At 63.6% G+C, this 16,070-nt stretch carries 13 protein-coding genes and 2 pseudogenes; 7 read left to right on the top strand and 8 right to left on the bottom strand.

Features of this window, described 5'->3' with window-relative positions; all coding sequences use genetic code 11:
* Positions 1-10: 10 nt before the first annotated feature.
* Genes ACOJSJ_RS13140 through kdpF form a run of 6 tightly spaced genes read right to left on the bottom strand, consistent with a single transcriptional unit; the run spans position 11 to position 7,856 of the window.
* Entirely contained in the window at positions 11-730 is a 720-nt protein-coding gene (locus tag ACOJSJ_RS13140; RefSeq protein WP_420145427.1) for a response regulator, read from the bottom strand.
* Complete coding sequence (locus tag ACOJSJ_RS13135) at positions 727-3,396, bottom strand: DUF4118 domain-containing protein (protein WP_420145426.1); 2,670 nt, start codon at positions 3,394-3,396, stop codon at positions 727-729. Before ACOJSJ_RS13135 ends, ACOJSJ_RS13140 begins: the two co-directional genes overlap by 4 nt.
* The gene (gene kdpC / locus ACOJSJ_RS13130; RefSeq protein WP_420145425.1) at positions 3,396-3,983 is read right to left on the bottom strand and encodes a potassium-transporting ATPase subunit KdpC; all 588 of its coding nucleotides are present in this window, start codon (positions 3,981-3,983) and stop codon (positions 3,396-3,398) included. The genes ACOJSJ_RS13135 and kdpC overlap by 1 nt, the downstream gene beginning before the upstream one ends.
* An 11-nt stretch (positions 3,984-3,994) precedes the next feature.
* Entirely contained in the window at positions 3,995-6,031 is a 2,037-nt protein-coding gene (kdpB, locus tag ACOJSJ_RS13125) for a potassium-transporting ATPase subunit KdpB (RefSeq protein WP_420145424.1), read from the bottom strand.
* Between the two features lie 16 nt (positions 6,032-6,047).
* Complete coding sequence (gene kdpA / locus ACOJSJ_RS13120) at positions 6,048-7,751, bottom strand: potassium-transporting ATPase subunit KdpA (RefSeq protein ID WP_420145423.1); 1,704 nt, start codon at positions 7,749-7,751, stop codon at positions 6,048-6,050.
* A gap of 15 nt (positions 7,752-7,766) precedes the next feature.
* Complete coding sequence (kdpF, locus tag ACOJSJ_RS13115) at positions 7,767-7,856, bottom strand: K(+)-transporting ATPase subunit F (protein WP_420145422.1); 90 nt, start codon at positions 7,854-7,856, stop codon at positions 7,767-7,769.
* A gap of 466 nt (positions 7,857-8,322) precedes the next feature.
* Between kdpF and ACOJSJ_RS13110 the strand changes: the two genes are divergently transcribed.
* The 5 genes and pseudogenes from ACOJSJ_RS13110 (at position 8,323) to ACOJSJ_RS13090 (ending at position 13,824) form a co-directional block, all read left to right on the top strand.
* Positions 8,323-9,249 (top strand): class I SAM-dependent methyltransferase, encoded by a 927-nt coding sequence (locus ACOJSJ_RS13110; RefSeq protein WP_420145421.1) that lies wholly within the window; start codon positions 8,323-8,325, stop codon positions 9,247-9,249.
* A 38-nt stretch (positions 9,250-9,287) separates the two neighbouring features.
* Positions 9,288-9,635 (top strand): annotated as a pseudogene (locus tag ACOJSJ_RS13105) (electron transfer flavoprotein subunit alpha/FixB family protein); the annotation flags it as partial.
* Positions 9,636-9,846: 211 nt separating this feature from the next.
* A complete protein-coding gene (locus ACOJSJ_RS13100; protein WP_420145420.1) occupies positions 9,847-10,245 on the top strand; it encodes a hypothetical protein in 399 nt (132 codons plus the stop codon).
* Between the two features lie 238 nt (positions 10,246-10,483).
* On the top strand, positions 10,484-11,641 hold the full coding sequence (locus tag ACOJSJ_RS13095; RefSeq protein WP_420145419.1) for a PepSY-associated TM helix domain-containing protein: 1,158 nt from the start codon (positions 10,484-10,486) through the stop codon (positions 11,639-11,641).
* Complete coding sequence (locus tag ACOJSJ_RS13090) at positions 11,641-13,824, top strand: TonB-dependent receptor (RefSeq protein WP_420145418.1); 2,184 nt, start codon at positions 11,641-11,643, stop codon at positions 13,822-13,824. The genes ACOJSJ_RS13095 and ACOJSJ_RS13090 overlap by 1 nt, the downstream gene beginning before the upstream one ends.
* A 98-nt stretch (positions 13,825-13,922) precedes the next feature.
* Here ACOJSJ_RS13090 and ACOJSJ_RS13085 read toward each other — a convergent pair whose 3' ends face one another.
* Positions 13,923-14,180: a hypothetical protein gene (locus tag ACOJSJ_RS13085; RefSeq protein WP_420145417.1), complete on the bottom strand. Its 258-nt coding sequence runs from the start codon at positions 14,178-14,180 to the stop codon at positions 13,923-13,925.
* 91 nt (positions 14,181-14,271) lie between these two features.
* A complete protein-coding gene (locus ACOJSJ_RS13080; protein WP_420145416.1) occupies positions 14,272-14,604 on the bottom strand; it encodes a hypothetical protein in 333 nt (110 codons plus the stop codon).
* Between the two features lie 117 nt (positions 14,605-14,721).
* Between ACOJSJ_RS13080 and ACOJSJ_RS13075 the strand changes: the two genes are divergently transcribed.
* Complete coding sequence (locus ACOJSJ_RS13075) at positions 14,722-15,228, top strand: dienelactone hydrolase family protein (RefSeq protein ID WP_420145415.1); 507 nt, start codon at positions 14,722-14,724, stop codon at positions 15,226-15,228.
* Between the two features lie 80 nt (positions 15,229-15,308).
* Positions 15,309-15,989: pseudogene (locus tag ACOJSJ_RS13070) on the top strand (SDR family NAD(P)-dependent oxidoreductase).
* Positions 15,990-16,070: the final 81 nt, after the last annotated feature.

Here is a 16,070-nt window from a genome sequence, read left to right as displayed (position 1 = left end):
CGGAAGTGCTTCAGGGCGCAAATTCTTCGGTTTCGCCTTCCACATTGAAGCGCAGCCGATAGCCGATGCCCAGTTCGTTGCCGATGATGCGCGGACGCTGAGGATCATTTTCCAGCTTCTGCCGCAAGGTGCGCACCAGAACGCGCAGATATTCGACATGATGATCCTGTTCGGCGGGCCAGACATGGGACATGATCTGGTCATGGGTGATCACCCGGCCGGGGAATTTCGCCAGCTGCGCCAGCACGGCATATTCCTTTGGCGTCAGATGCACTTCCCTGCCGCCTTTCAGTACGATGCGGTTGATCAGGTCGATTTCGACATCCCCCGCCCGCACGGTGGACACGCCGCCATCCTTGGTCATGCGATTGCGCAGCGCCACCCGCACCCGCGCCAGCAGTTCGTCGGTGTCGAAGGGTTTCGTCAGATAATCGTCCGCCCCCAGATCCAGCGCCGCGACCTTCTGATCCGTCGCGTCGCGGGCCGACACGATGATCAGCGTCGTGTCCGAATGCTGTTTGAACAGGGGAACCAGTTCCAGCCCGTCTCGATCGGGCAGGCCAAGGTCGAGCAGGCTGATGTCGGGACGCTCCGCCTTCAGCCTGTCCAGCGCCTCCCGCGCATTTTCCGCCTCCACCGTGGCATAGTCCGCCCGCGCCAGCGCGGTGGAGATGAGTTTGCGGATGGCGGGTTCATCATCGACGATCAGAACCTTGTGCCGGAATTTCATAACATGTCCTCATGGGGAAGGTCGGTGATGATCAGCGCCTGCGGAATGGTGAGGGTGAAGCAGGCGCCGAACGGTTCCGGATTGTTCGATGCCGATACGGAGAGGCCCATGGCCTGTGCAAAGCCCTTTACGATGGCGAGGCCAAGGCCGGTGCCATGTTTTACCCGATCGGACCCTTCCAGCCGGGTGAAAGTGTCGAACACCCGCGTTTCCGCGCCCGCCGGGATGCCGGGGCCTTCATCGAGGATCGACAGGGCGATCGCATCGTGCAGCCGCCGCCCCCGCACGACGACGGGCGTGCCGGGATCGGCATAGCGGCCCGCATTGTCGAGCAGGTTGATGAGGCAATGGTGCAGCAGCGCCGGGTCGAGACGGACGAGCGGAATGTCGGGCAATATGTCGACGCGGACGTCGTGCCCGGCGAGCGATTGCCGCGTATCGTGCACCGCGCCCGCGACCGCATCGAACAGGTCGGTCGGTTCGACCTTGAGCGGCAGGGCGCCCGCTTCCACCCGCGCCATGTCGAGCAGATTGGCGACGAAGCGATTGAGCCGCTGCGCCTCCGCCGCGACGGAATCGAGCAGGTCGGAGGGCTGTTGCCGCCGCAGTTCCTGCATGCCCGACAGGATGGTGGTGAGCGGGGTCCGCAGATCATGGCTGACCGAGGACAGCAGCGCCGACCGCAGCCGGTCGCGCTCCCCGATCTGCCGCGCTTCGAGCATTTCCTCCTCCAGCGCCATGCGATCGAAGGCGATGGAGGCCTGATCCAGCAGGCTCATGAGCAGCGGCACCTGATCGGAGCGCAGCGGCGCGCCCGCATCCTCCCGCGCGAGGCCGAGCACGCCCAGCACGCCACGCGTCGTGCGCAGCGGATGGAACAGCCAGTCCGACGCGGTAAGCGTGGACGATCCGCGCCCGGCGGGCTGGTCATTGTCGATCGCCCATTGCGCGGCGGCCCGTTCGATCTGTTCCAGCCGGTCTTCGGGCGGGACGGCAGCGCGCAGTTGCGGCCCGTCGCGCGAGGGCAACAGCAGCACGGTGCGCACGGACAAAAGGCGCGACACCTCCGCACAGATGGCCTGCATCAATTCTTCCTGACTGGACGACGCCGTCAGCTGACGCGAAAAACCCGCCAGCGCGGCATTTTGCCGGGCACTGGACTGGGCCAGATCCGCCTGCGCCCGCACACGCGCGGCAAACTGGCTGGTCACGATCGCCACGCCCAGCAGCACGAGGATGCTGATGACATTTTCCGGATTGCTGACCGTCAGCGTGCCGGTGGGCGGCAGGAAAAAGAAATTATAGGCAAGGCTGGAGGCGAGACCCGCGAACAGGCCCGCGCGCAGGCCGAAACTGGCGGCGGCGAACATGACGGGGATCAGATAGAGCAGCGCGATATTGCCCAGATCGATGATTTCGACCAGCAGCCGCCCCAGCGCCGTCATCCCCGCAATCATCAGCGCCGACCAGAGATAGTCGGCGGGCCTGCCCCGATTTCGCCCGACCCGCCGGTGCGCGCCCCTGTCGGTGCGCCCGGCGTCGTCGCCCGGCAGGACATGGACGGCGACATCGCCGACTTCGCGCACCAGCCGGTCGACGACGGAGCCGTGCCGCATTTCGAACCACCATGGCCGGGCGGATTTGCCGATCACGACCTGCGTCGCGCGCGCGTCGCCGATGGCGTGGCGCAATCCTTCCACCACGGACGGCGCCGGGATGGTCGCCGTCGTCGCCCCCAGTCGCGACGCCAGCGCCATGGTGTCGGCCAGCTGTTCCCGTTCCTGCGCGGTGAAGGACAGGCTGCGCTGCGTTTCGATATGGATGGCCGACCATGGCGCCTTGAGCGCGTCGGCGAGCCGTTTGGCGGCGCGCACCAGCCCCTGCGCGCCGGGCACTTCGCTGATGGCGACGAGGATGCGTTCGCCCGCCGCGAAGCTGCCCGCCAGCGCATGGGCGCGGACATAGTCCAGCATCTGCGCATCCACCGCCTGCGCGGCGCGGCGCAGCGCCATTTCACGCAGCGCGGTCAGATTGGATTTGGAAAAGAAATGGCTGAGCGCGCGGGTCGCTTCCTGCGGAATATAGACCTTGCCGTCCTTCAGCCGTTCGATCAGTTCGTCGGGCGGGATGTCCACCACCTCGATCTCCGCCATTTCAAGGACGGTGTCGGGGACGGTTTCGCGCACCCGGACGCGCGTGAAGGAGGCGACGACGTCGTTGAGGCTTTCGACATGCTGGATATTGAGCGTCGAATAGACGTCGATCCCGGCGTCCAGCAGTTCTTCGACATCCTGATAGCGTTTGGGATGGCGGCTGCCCGTCGCGTTGGTGTGCGCCAGTTCATCGACCAGGACGAGCGCGGGGCGGCGTTCCAATATGGCGTCGATGTCCATTTCACCCAGCCGATGGCCCATATGGGTGACGTCGCGGCGCGGGATGATGTCGTGCCCGGCCAGAAGCGCTTCGGTTTCTTTGCGGCCATGGGTTTCCACCACGCCCACGACGACGTCGATGCCCGCCCGGCGCCGCTGCATCCCGTCGGTCAGCATTTCATAGGTCTTGCCCACGCCCGGCGCCGCCCCAAGAAATATCTTGAGACGGCCGCGACCTTCCTGCGCCGCCTGACGCAGAAAGGCTTCGGGATCGCGACGGGTGGAATCGGTCATCAGGACTGGGTAGCGCCGATCCGGTCGAGCCGTCGATTGATTTCCAGCACATTGACCCGCGGTTCGCCCAGAATGCCGAGCAGCGGCCGTTCGACATGCCGGTCGACAAGCGCGCGGACGCTGGCGGGGGCAAGGCCCCGGACCCGCGCGATGCGATCGACCTGAAAATAGGCCGCTTCGGGCGAGATGTCGGGATCAAGGCCGGAGCCGGACGTGGTCACCAGATCGGCGGGCACGGGCTTGCCGGGATTGTCAGCCGCCAGTTTCGCGCTGTCGGCCCTCACCCGGTCGACCAGCGCCTGACTGGCCGGGCCAAGGTTGGAACCAGCGGAGGCAAGGCCGTCATAGCCCTTGCCCGCCGCCGAAGGGCGCGCGCTGAAATAGCGGTCGGACGCAAAGCCCTGACCGATCAGGCTGGACCCCACGATCCTGCCGTCCTCTTCGATCAGGCTGCCATTGGCCTGCGAGGGGAAGACCAGCTGGCCGATGCCGGTCAGGGCGAGCGGATAGGCCAGCCCCAACAGCAGCGCGAACAGCAGGGTCATGACCAGAGCGGGCCGCAGCGACGTGAAAATATCCGTTTTCATGATGATGCTCCTCAGGCGAGGCCAAGGCCGTTGACGGCCAGGTCGATGAGTTTGATGCCGACGAAAGGCGCCAGCAGACCGCCCAGACCGTAGATGGCGAGATTGCGCGCCAGCAGCGGCCCGGCGCCGATCGGGCGATAGGTCACGCCCCTCAATGCCAGCGGCACCAGCAGCGGGATGATGAGCGCGTTGAAGATGATCGCCGACAGGATCGCGCTTTGCGGGGTGGCAAGGCCCATGACGTTGAGCACGCCCAGCCCCGGATAGAGCACCACGAACATGGCAGGGATGATCGCGAAATATTTCGCAACGTCATTGGCGACCGAGAAGGTGGTGAGCGCGCCACGGGTCATCAGCAGCTGTTTGCCAAGGCCCACGACCTCGATCAGCTTGGTCGGATCGCTATCCAGATCGACCATGTTGCCCGCTTCGCGCGCGGCCTGCGTGCCGGTGTTCATGGCGACGCCGACATCGGCCTGCGCCAGCGCCGGGGCGTCATTGGTGCCATCGCCGCACATGGCGACCAGACGACCGCCCTCCTGTTCCTTGCAGATCAGGGCCAGCTTGTCTTCCGGTGTGGCCTGCGCAAGGAAATCGTCCACGCCCGCTTCGGCCGCGATGCTGGCGGCGGTCAGCGGATTGTCGCCGGTGATCATCACCGTGCGGATGCCCATTTGCCGCAGTTCGCCGAAGCGTTCGCGAATGCCCGCCTTCACGATGTCCTTGAGGAAGATGCAGCCGAGCAGTTCGCCATCCTTCGCCACGGCGAGCGGCGTGCCACCCGCGCGGGCGATTTCGTCGCTGATGCGGCGCAGGTCTTCCGCCGTCTTCTTCCGCGCGGCGTCCGGACAGGCGCGCAGGATCGAATCCACGGCGCCCTTTTGAATGGTGGAGCCGTTGAAACTGATGCCGGACAGGCGGGTCTGTGCGGTGAAGGGGATGACTTCCGCTCCGTCGGGCAGGGCGGTGGCCGTCTGGCCGAATTTTTCGCGGGCCAGCAGGACGATCGAGCGGCCTTCGGGCGTTTCATCGGCCAGGCTGGCGAGCAAGGCGGCATGCGCCAGCTGATCCTGCGTGACGGCGCCGACGGTGCGAAATTCCGTCGCCTGACGATCGCCCACCGTGATCGTGCCGGTCTTGTCGAGCAGCAGCACGTCGATGTCGCCCGCAGCCTCCACCGCGCGGCCCGATTTGGCGAGCACGTTGAAGCGGACAAGGCGGTCCATCCCGGCGATGCCGATCGCCGACAGCAGCGCCGCGATGGTGGTGGGGATGAGGGTGATGAGCAGCGCGGCCAGGATCGCCACGGGGATCGATCCGCCCGCATAGCTGGCAAAGCCCGGAATGGTGCCGACGGCGATCAGGAAGATGATCGTCAGGCCCACGAGCAGCAGCGTCAGCGCGATTTCATTGGGCGTCTTGTGCCGTTCCGCCCCTTCCACCAGCGCGATCATCCGGTCGAGGAAGCCCTGCCCCGGATTGACGGTCACGCGCACCCGGATTTCGTCCGAAATGACGCGGGTGCCCGCCGTTACCGCCGACCGGTCGCCGCCCGCTTCACGGATGACAGGCGCGGATTCGCCGGTGATCGCAGCTTCGTTGACCGATGCGACGCCCGATATGACCTCTCCATCGGCGGGGATCAGGTCGCCCGTCCGGACGAGGACCACATCGCCCAGCTTCAGGACGCTGGCGGCGACGTCTTCATAAGTGTCGCCATCGCCCTTGCGCCGCCGGGCGGTCAGTTCCGCCTTGGTCGCGCGCAGCGATGCGGCCTGCGCCTTGCCGCGTCCTTCGGCCAGAGCTTCGGCAAAGGTGCCGAACAGGACCGTCAGCCACAGCCAGATGACCAGTTGCAGCTTGAAGCCCATGGTCAGTCCATCCTGCCCGACCGCGAGCAGGATGGTGAGAAGCACCGCCACGACGGCGGTGGTGAACATCACCGGATTGCGGATCAGTTCCTTGGGGTTGAGTTTGCGAAATGCGTCACCGATCGCAGGCACGATCAGGTCGGCGGTGAAGAGCGATTTGGACGCTGTGCGTGCCATTTATATGCTCCAATTCTTAGAAAGTCTGGCCGTTGATCATCGCGATATGATCGGCGATGGGGCCAAGGGCGAGGCTGGGCAGGAAAGTCAGGCCGCCCACGATCAGGACGATGCCGATCAGCAGTCCGGTCCAGAGCGGTCCGGTTGTCGGGAAGCTGCCCGCGGTTTCCGGGGTATATTTCTTCGCGGCCAGACCACCGGCAATCGCCAGCATGGGCACGATGACACAGAAACGCCCGATCCACATCGCAACGCCCAACATGCCGTTATAGAAGGGCGTGCCCGATGTCAGGCCAGCAAAGGCAGACCCATTGTTGCCGACCGCGCTGGTGAAACCATAGAGGATTTCGCTAAAGCCATGCGGCCCCTTGTTGAGCGGTCCGGCCAGGCCGACGTCCAGCACCGACGCAATGGCCGTACCGCCCAGAATGATGAGCGGCAGGACGGCGATGGCCAGAACGGCGAGCTTCACCTCCCGGCTTTCGATCTTCTTGCCGACATATTCCGGGGTGCGACCGACCATCAGACCGGCGACGAAAACGGCGAGGATGGCGAACAGCAGGAAGCCGTAAATGCCCGCGCCGACGCCGCCGACGACGACTTCGCCCAGCTGGATGTTGAGCAGCGGAATCATGCCGCCCAGCGCGGTGAAACTGTCATGCATCGCATTGACCGCACCGCAGGACGCCGCCGTGGTGACGACCGAGAAAAGGGCGGAGGCGGCGATGCCGAAGCGGACTTCCTTCCCCTCCATATTGCCGCCGGCGATGCCCAGATTGTGGAGGATGGGGTTGCCGGCCGCTTCCTGCCAGTAGACGATGGTGACGCCCGCCAGAAAGATGGTCATCATCGCGGCCAGGATCGCCCAGCCCTGACGCACATTGCCGACCGCCTTGCCGAATGTGTAGGTCAGGCCCACGCCGATCAGGAAGATCGACAGCATCTGGACGAAATTCGTCAGTGCGGGTGGATTGTCGAAGGGGTGGGTGCTGTTTGCGTGGAAGAAGCCGCCACCGTTGGTGCCCAGCATCTTGATCGCTTCCTGACTGGCCACCGGACCCAGCGCCAGCGTCTGCTTTGCGCCTTCCAGCGTCTGCACATCGACCGACGCCACCAATGTCTGGGGCACGCCGCTGGCGATCAGATAGATGGCATAGACGATGCTGATCGGCAGCAGCAGATAGAGGGTGACGCGAGTCATGTCGGCCCAGAAATTGCCGATGCCAGCCGTTTCCCGCCGGGCAAAGCCGCGGAACAGGGCGAAGGCCAGCGCAATGCCGGTTGCGGCCGACAGGAAATTATGGATCGTCAGCGCCAGCATCTGGCTGAGATTGCTCATCGCCGCCTCGCCCGAATACCATTGCCAGTTAGTGTTGGTGGCGAAGCTGACGGCGGTGTTGAACGCACCATCCGCGCCGATGCCCGCATAGCCAAGGCCATTGAGCGGCAGCACGCCTTGCAGGCGCAACAGCGCATAGGTGAACAGCAGCAGCGCCGCGTTGAAGATGAGCATGTGCACCGCATAACGGCGCCAGCCCTGTTCCTCATGCGGGTCGATGCCCGACAGCGCGGAGAAGCCACGTTCGACGGGGCCGAATATGGCGTGCAGCGGCGTGCGGCGCCCTTCATATAGGGCAAAGAGCCACAGGCCCATCGGCTTTGCCAGCGCCAGCAGGATGCCGACGAAGGCCAGGATCAGGATCCATCCCTGGAATGTCATGATTGCGCCCCCCGTTCAGAAGCGTTCGGGGCGTGCGAGCACGGCCACCAGATAAAGAAGGAGGCCGACCGCCGTTATCGCGGCCAGCCAGAGATCGGTCGTCATGGTCCTGCCCCTTCCCTACGCGTTGTCGCACAGGGCCGCGTAGCCCAACGTCGCGGCCAGCAGGCCAAGGGTGAGGCCAATCCAGAGGATGTCCTGCATATACTATCTCCCGCAAACCGCCGGGGCCGCGAAAGATGCGGCGCCGAATCGTCTGCCGCGCATCAATTAGGGCAGGCCCGCATTTGAATTCGAGAGAGGGAAAGTAGGGACCGCATAGTATTTGCATATGATCGGCATATTTTCGAGGCGAAGATCGCCTGAATCAGGCGCTTCGTCGTCCTGATCGCGTCCCGCGGGCCGCCCGGCATTTGAAAAAATCTACGCCGATTGCCTGTCCCCGATCTGGAGAAAAAATGCGCGGCTGCGCCATATCCTCCAGCACGCCGCAAGGGTGCGGCGCGGCCCCGCTTATCATGCGCGGGGCTTTTTTTCCGGCGCCGTAAACCGGCGCTGACTGGGAGCGATTATGGCCACGCGGCTGCACATATTGCCTGAACCCCCGACCCCCGTTGCGGAGGCCGCCATACAGGCCGCCATCGCCTATGACGCGGTCGGTGAAGATTATTTCACCTATGCCGACGGCGATGGGCGGGCGCTGTATGACTTCACGTCCCGCTACAGCTATGCCGACCGCCAGATCTGGCAGCAGATCGACGCAGCGCTGCATCAGATCCGGGCGAGCGGACGGCGCGACATCAGCCTATTGGACGCGGGATGCGGCCCCGGCACATGGTTGCTGCGCACCGTGCGCCGCGCGCATCATCTGGGCCTGCATGTCAGGCAGGCGCGCGGTTTCGACATATCGCCCGAAATGATCCGCATCGCGCGGGAAAACACCGCCTTTCAGGGCGATTTCCATTTCGAGGTCGGCGATCTGCAACTGGCCCTGCCCGAAGCGGATGCCAGCGTCGACCTGACCCTGTGCCTGTATGGCGTGCTCAACCACCTGCCAGCGACGACCCATGCGGCCGCCGCCAAGGAACTAGCGCGGGTGACGTGCGGCCATCTGTTCACGACCGTGCGCACCGTCGGCAGCCTGCCAACCATCTATGTCGATGCGGTCGAAAAGGCGCGCAGTTTCCTGCAGGATCATGAAATCGACCAGTTCGACGCCGATCTGGACGATGGGCGCCATATCAGCTTCACATCGCATCTGTTCTGCGCGGCAGAGTTCAGGGCGCTGTTCGAAGGCCATGTGCAGGCGATGGAGCTGACCGGGCTGGACCTGTTCCACAGCCGCTTTTCCGCCAATCCGCGCTGGAACCCGGCCAAGCTGCCCTATGCCGACGCGTTCGAACAGGCATTGTGCAAGCTGGAAGAAAGATGCTGCTGCGATCCCGCCTTCATGGATCGCGCCGCCCACATCCTGCTGCATGCACGCTGCGCCGGCTAAAAGGCTTTCCCATTTCCCATATATGGCATCCCGGCATGGTCATCGTGCCGGGCGGCCGCGCGCTCAAGGACGGCGAGACGTTCGAAGCCACCATCTTTCCGCTGGCCGACAGGCTGGGCGCGGCGGTGGGCGCGTCGCGCGCCGCAGTCGATGCGGGTTATGTCCCCAACGATTATCAGGTCGGCCAGACCGGCAAGATCGTGGCGCCCGAAGTCTACATCGCGGTCGGCATCAGCGGCGCGATCCAGCATCTGGCGGGGATGAAGGACAGCAAGACCATCATCGCCATCAACAAGGACGAGGATGCGCCGATATTTCAGGTCGCCGACATCGGCCTGGTCGGCGATCTGTTCAAGATCGTGCCGGAACTGACGGAAAAGCTGTAAGTCAGCCTGCAAGAGCAATAAGGGCGTCGGGAGCGATCCCGGCGCCCTTTTTACATGAGATACACAAAGGGCGGATGATGGCGCGGGTGCCACCTTCCCGTTCAGGCACCTTCGTATAATTGATCGGCAGCGGGCCATACGGTAACGATGGTTCGTGCATGGGACATACTGCCCTATGGACTTGGGAGCGGGCGGGATTATCCGAACGGATATGCAGAACTGGATCAGACAGTCGCAATCGGGCCGGGGGCTTTTCGCCCTGCTGGTCCTGTGCGCACTGGCGATCCGGATTGCCATTCCCACCGGCTTCATGCCGACGCAGGGCATCCATGGCATCGTCATTTCGCTCTGTACCGGGCAAGGGGCCGTCCGGGCCATCCTGCCCATGGAAAAAGGCAGCGAACCGGCCGACCATCAAAAGTCCAAAGATGGTGAATGTATGTTCGCCGCCGGGCTGGGAAGCGGCCTGCTTGCCGAAGTCGCTCTTCCCGTGGCGGCGGCCCCTGCGTCGATGACGCCGCTGGTTTCAAGCCGCGCTATTGCCGACCTGACGGTGCACCGACTGGCGGCGCCACCGCCCCCGTCGCAAGGGCCACCCGCGCGCGCCTGAAAAAAGGCCGCGCGGCGAACAGCCCTTCCCCTTCGTTCGCCGTAAACTGCGCATGCCGCGTGCATGTGCGACGCCGCTTTCCCCCTTGAGGAGCGCGGTTCGAGGCGAATGAGATTCCCATGTATCTTCAGCTCGAGGGCGCCTGCGCCTGCGCCACCCGGCTTTGCCGGATTCATAACGCCGCCATGCCGGGCGGGACCATCGCCCCGATCCATAACCGCGCGGACCCGTCCGTGTCATGACATCGCGGTCACGCGCCGTCGCGCGTCATATCCATGTGTGGCTGGGCCTTTCGATCGGCCTGCTGTTCGTCCTGCTCGGCCTCACGGGATCGGCGCTGGTCTTCTATCAGGAGATCGATGCCGCGCTGCACCCGCAGATCGCAGTCGAGACGACAGGGACAGCGCCCGGATGGTCCAGCCCGCTATGGGACCGAGCCCTGACGACCGTCCGCCATCGCTGGCCGGACGATGCCGGACAGTGGCGGTTCGAGGCAAAGGATGATCCGGGGCCGATCGCCGCGCGCTATTATCCGTCCGGCCCGCCCACCGGCCATATGGCGAAGCGGATGATGGTGTGGCTGTCGCCCGACGGCATGCGCGTCCTTCGCCATGACGGCTGGGGCGATTATGCCATGAGCTGGATTTACGAACTGCATATGGACCTGCTGTCCGATGAGGTCGGGCATAAGGTCGTGGGATGGTCGGCCCTTGTCATCCTGCTGCTGCTGGGCACCGGGCTGGCGGCGTGGTGGCCGCGGGGCCGATGGCGCAAGGCTTTGGCGTTCAAACCGGGGGCGTCCCCCATCCGCCGCCTGCACGACATTCACAAGCTGACCGGGCTGTGGAGCCTGATCCTGCTGATCCTGTTCGCCGCCACCGGATTCATGCTGGCGCTGCCCAGGGAAAGCAACTGGGTACTGGAGCGCACCATCGCGCCCGTCGATAGCGCGCCAGCGCCGGTGTCGTCAGCGCGGGGCGGCACGCCCATTTCCATCGCCACCGCCCTTGCCAACGGGCATCACGCCATGCCCGATGCGCGGCTCGCATGGATCGAGATGCCCGGTTCGGGCAGCGGCGTCATCAGGCTGCGGGTACAGGTGCCCGGCGATCCCAGCCGACGTTTTCCACATAGCTATATCCATATCGACCCATATTCCGGCGCGGTGATTGGCATGGTCGATGCGCGTCGGGCCACCGCATCGACCATGATCAACAACTGGCTCCACCCGCTGCACGACGCATCGGTCGGCGGCCTTGCCACCCGCATCCTCGCCTTCCTTGTCGGCCTCGTCCCGGCCGCCCTGTTCATCACCGGCCTGCTGCGCTGGCGCGAACGTCGCGTCCATCGGGCAAGGGCCGCCCAGAATCACAAGCCTCAGGGAGTTTACCCATAATGCGCATTTCCATTCTCGCTCTGGCTGCCACCCTTGCCACGACGCCCGCTTTTGCGGAGGAAGCCCGGAATGACGCGATCATCGTCACCGGCCAGCGCGATCAGCTGAAGCTCGACCAGAAGAGCGAAACCGGCAGTCGCCTTGGCCTGTCCATCATGGAAACGCCCGCCAGCGTGGAAACGATCAGCCAGGCGGACATGCAGTTTCGCGGCCTGCGCACCGCGCGCGAAGCCTTTGCCGATGTGCCAGGAGCCATCGCGGGCAATGTGCCGGGTAATCCGGCGGTCATCACGATGCGCGGTTTCGCAGGCAATGTCGTGTCCATCCTTCAGGACGGGGTCCGCATTTCATCTTCGACGGTGGTTCAGCGCGACACCAATGTGTGGCATTTCGACCGGATCGACGTGATCAAGGGGCCAGCCTCCGTCCTGTTCGGCGAAGGCGCGCTGGGCGGCGTCGTCAACAAGGTGACGCGCAAGCCGCAGTTCGACGGCAATTATATGGACGCGCTGCTCAGCTATGGCAGCTTCAACACGATGACGGCGGCGGGTGGCGTCAATTACCAGCTGTCGGACAAGGTCGCGGTGCGCGCGGATGCCAGCATCATGCGGTCCGACAGCCTTTATGACGTGGATGACAATGATAGCCGGTCTACCGGCCTGACCGCCAGCCTGCTGTTCAGGCCGTCCGACAGTCTGTCGATCCTGATTGCGGTCGACCATTATAATGACCGCTATGACAGCAGCTATCAGGGGGCGTTGCTGATCCCGGCGGCCTATGCCCGCGACCCAAGCGACGCGGTGCGATCCGATAGCGGGCTGGTTGTCGACAAAGCGATGCGCAAGCGCAACTATACGCCCCATGGCGGCTATTCCGGCGCGGACGAAACCACCATCCGGTCGCGCATCGACTGGAAACCGGGCGGCGGATGGGTAATCAGCGCGGACCTGATGTGGTATGATGCCGATCGCGCCTTCCTGAACAACGGCACCCGCAATTTCATCGCGCCGACCGCCGCCTTCCCCAATGGCAGCGTCCAGCGCGGGCTGACCGCATTCTATCACGGCCATGAATATTGGAACGCACGCACCGCCCTGTCAAATGACAGCGTCATCGGCGGCCTGCGCAATCGCTTCACGCTGGGCGTGGAATATAATCATACCGATTTCGCCAGCCTGCGGGAAACCAGCAGCAACAGCCTTGTCCCCGGCGTCAATCCGTTCGATCCGGTCGTCGGGACATTCCCGACCGATGGCGCGCTCTATCGATCGCAGAATGTCAATTTCGATTCCCGGCTCGACACCATTTCGGTCTTTGCCGAGGATGCGATCAACCTGACACCGCAATGGCTGGTGGTCGCGGGCGCGCGATTCGACCATATGGACCTGGACCGCCGCGTCACCGATTATCTAACGACGCCCAACATCGTCACCAGCGCCAATCCGGTATACAGGCCCTTTTCCTGGCGCGTGGGCAGCAGCTATGCGGTCACGCCGGGCCTGACATTCTACGGGCAATATACGACGGCCGTCTCTCCGGTATCGTCCATCCTGCTTCAGTCGATCGCCAACACCCGCTTCAGGCTGACCAAAGGACACAGCTATGAAGGCGGGTTCAAACTGGCGGCGCTGGCCCGTCGGCTGACGGTGACGGGCGCGGCCTATCGCATCGTCCAGAACGACATATTGACCCGCGACCCGGCCAATCCGCTTCAGACGGTGCAGGGCGGCACACAATCGTCACAGGGCGTGGAACTGAGCCTTGGTTGGACTGTGACCGACGATTTTTCGCTGGGCGGCAGCTTCAGCTACAGCGACGCCCGATATGACGCATTGATCGAAGCTGGCGGCATCGACCGATCCGGCAACCGTCCGATCAACGTCCCGTCCACGACAGCCGCCGCGAATGTCGCTTATCGCCTGCCGGGCGTCCCCGTCACCGTATCCGCCTTTGCGCGGCATGTGTCGGGTTTTTATACCGACACGGCGAACAGCATCTTCGTGAAGGGACGCACGACCTTCGACGCGGCCATCGGCTGGGCGATCACCGATGGCGCGACGCTGACGCTGCGCGGACGCAACCTGACCGATGCATTTTACGGCGAATATTCGGGGTACAACGTCACCGACATCTATATCGGCGCACCGCGCAGTTTCGAAATGTCACTCGCCACCCATTTCTGATATCGGCCTTTAATCTTCAGACGATGCAAGCGATCGAATGGAGCTGGAGCTTCGTGGAATGGGGCGTCATGAAAAGCGCCCCATTCCTGCCAAGCGCGTCAGGCCGCAACCGGCCGTTCATATCCGGCACGGGCCAGGATCTTGTCGACGCTGCGTTCCTTGGCCGCGATCGGCGCACCGATGACGGCGGCGACGATCCGATCGCGCAGCGCTTCCATTTCTTCCGCCTGCGACTGGGGCCATTCGAAGCTTTCGATGGCGTCCGCGCCCAACGTGCCGCTCTTTACCAGCAATTCTTCCAGCACGGCGATACGGTCGCGCATGACCCACAGTTCGGACAGCAGGCCCACCACCATGCCCCCAGATCGTTGACGTTATTTTCGTTGAGATGGATGTTGCTCATCCCACGCTCCACCTTGAACGACGGGGCACCGCCGCTTGACGCAATCACAGGATGGGAATCGGCCGGTCCTGAACAGATGCTCTCATCAATTCATCCGCAGGGCAAACAAAGCCAACGCTGCCCTTCCAAAACCATGCATTCGCCAAGAGTTTCAGACACCAAGCCGTACGGAAAAGGCGTTTGCATCGCCCTTCCCGTCCGTCCAGCCCGACGATGCCGATCCGTTTGTTTCTTTCCGAGGGCAATGCAGCCCGAACCGCCTGCGCAATCTGTTGCGGCACTGGCACACGGCACGGTGTCAGCAGGTCGATCTGGTCCGATGGCATCAGATCCGCCGCCAGTGCCCGGTCCGACGCACCGGTCACCAGCAGCCACAAGGGAACCGATGGTCCCACAATGGCCACAGCGGCAGAGCAGCTGACGGCGCAGGGCTATGCAGCTCTGGCCTGCGACCTTTATGGCGATGGCGCCTTTTACGCGATATTGATCAGGCTGTGCCGCTGCTTGCAGCGTTGCGTCAGCGGGTCGATGGCATTCGCGTCCGTTCGCGTGGCGCCTTCCATGCACTGGCAGCCCAGCCGGTGGTCGATCCGAAGCGGATCGCAGCCATCGGCTATTGCTTTGGCGGCGTATCGTCACTGGAACTGGCGCGCGACGGCGCGGATATTGTCGCGCTGGTCGGCTTTCATATCCCGCTGCGTACGACGAGACCAGACGATGCCCGGAACATCAAGGCCGCCATCCTGATCTGCACCGGATCGAAGGATCGGGAAGCCACCGTCGAGGATCGTGCAGCCTTCAAACAGGAGATGCGCGACGGTGGCGTGGCGGACCGGCGAATTTCGCTCTACGACAACGTCTGGCACAGCTTCATCAATCCGGACGCGGATTCCTATGGCAAGCCCGACTATGCCCGATATGACGCGCACGCCCATCGGCGATCATGGGCCGAGATGTCGACATTCCTGTCAGAAACGTTCGCGCGGAGAGATGCTGCATGACGACATCATCCCTTACCGGGCGTGCCGCGCTGGTCACCCGGTCTTCCAGCAACATAGGCTAAGCCAGCTTGCTGAAACTGGTGGAACGCGGATGCAACGTCGTCGTCCATTATCATAATAATCGCGCGTCGGCAGAATGCGTGGCGCAGGCGGCACGCGGTCTGGGCGTTCGCGCCATCATATTCGGCGGCGATGTTGCGGACCCAAATGTTGCGCGCGACTTGGTCGAAACAACAATCCAGTCCCTTGGTCGTATCGACATATTGATCAACAATGCGGGCGAATGACATTACCCCCCCCCGGGACAGACGTCATTGGATGATGTCCGCCGCCAATTCGAGGTCAGCGCCATTGCGACGTTCAACCTGATCCAGCTTGCTTTGCCCCATTTTGCGGGTGATTGGGGCGCAGTAGTCAATGTCGTATCCAATCTGGCGATCGATCCCACGCCAGGTACCGTCATTTATGGCGCTTCTCGCGCAGCTGCTGCCGCGATGACTATGGGGCTGGCGCTTGAACTGGCGGAAAAGAACGTGTCCATCAACGCCGTAGCGCCCGGACCGACCCAGACAAAAATGGCTCTCGTCAGAGGCACGGAAGAACGCCGCCGCTATGTCGCCGCGCGTACGCCTTTTGGCCGTTATGGCACGCCGGATGATATTGCCCATGTCATCGCCTTTCTGTCATCACCCGAAGCACGATGGATGACCGGCCAGACGCTTTTGGTCGATGGCGGCTACACGCTGGGTTATCTTGGCTGACGCCCAAACGCCCTGAGGCTGAAGTAATTTCTTTCTCCAGTTGCGATCGTGTTCGCTGCTGTCGGGCTATCATTGGTCAAT

It is taken from the genome of Sphingobium sp. (assembly GCF_048594625.1).
GTDB lineage: Bacteria > Pseudomonadota > Alphaproteobacteria > Sphingomonadales > Sphingomonadaceae > Sphingobium.
This window is presented reverse-complemented; position numbering and strand designations above follow the sequence as displayed.

Bases quoted from the DNA above. Each gene is read 5' to 3' on its own strand.
- ACOJSJ_RS13100 (WP_420145420.1), top strand. From the start codon at position 9,847: ATGCAGAACTGGATCAGACAGTCGCAATCGGGCCGGGGGCTTTTCGCC.
- ACOJSJ_RS13140 (WP_420145427.1), bottom strand. From the start codon at position 730: ATGAAATTCCGGCACAAGGTTCTGATCGTCGATGATGAACCCGCCATC.
- kdpF (WP_420145422.1), bottom strand. From the start codon at position 7,856: ATGACGACCGATCTCTGGCTGGCCGCGATAACGGCGGTCGGCCTCCTT.
- kdpC (WP_420145425.1), bottom strand. From the start codon at position 3,983: ATGAAAACGGATATTTTCACGTCGCTGCGGCCCGCTCTGGTCATGACC.
- ACOJSJ_RS13110 (WP_420145421.1), top strand. From the start codon at position 8,323: ATGGCCACGCGGCTGCACATATTGCCTGAACCCCCGACCCCCGTTGCG.
- ACOJSJ_RS13135 (WP_420145426.1), bottom strand. From the start codon at position 3,396: ATGACCGATTCCACCCGTCGCGATCCCGAAGCCTTTCTGCGTCAGGCG.
- ACOJSJ_RS13090 (WP_420145418.1), top strand. From the start codon at position 11,641: ATGCGCATTTCCATTCTCGCTCTGGCTGCCACCCTTGCCACGACGCCC.
- kdpB (WP_420145424.1), bottom strand. From the start codon at position 6,031: ATGGCACGCACAGCGTCCAAATCGCTCTTCACCGCCGACCTGATCGTG.
- kdpA (WP_420145423.1), bottom strand. From the start codon at position 7,751: ATGACATTCCAGGGATGGATCCTGATCCTGGCCTTCGTCGGCATCCTG.
- ACOJSJ_RS13095 (WP_420145419.1), top strand. From the start codon at position 10,484: ATGACATCGCGGTCACGCGCCGTCGCGCGTCATATCCATGTGTGGCTG.
- ACOJSJ_RS13085 (WP_420145417.1), bottom strand. From the start codon at position 14,180: ATGGTGGTGGGCCTGCTGTCCGAACTGTGGGTCATGCGCGACCGTATC.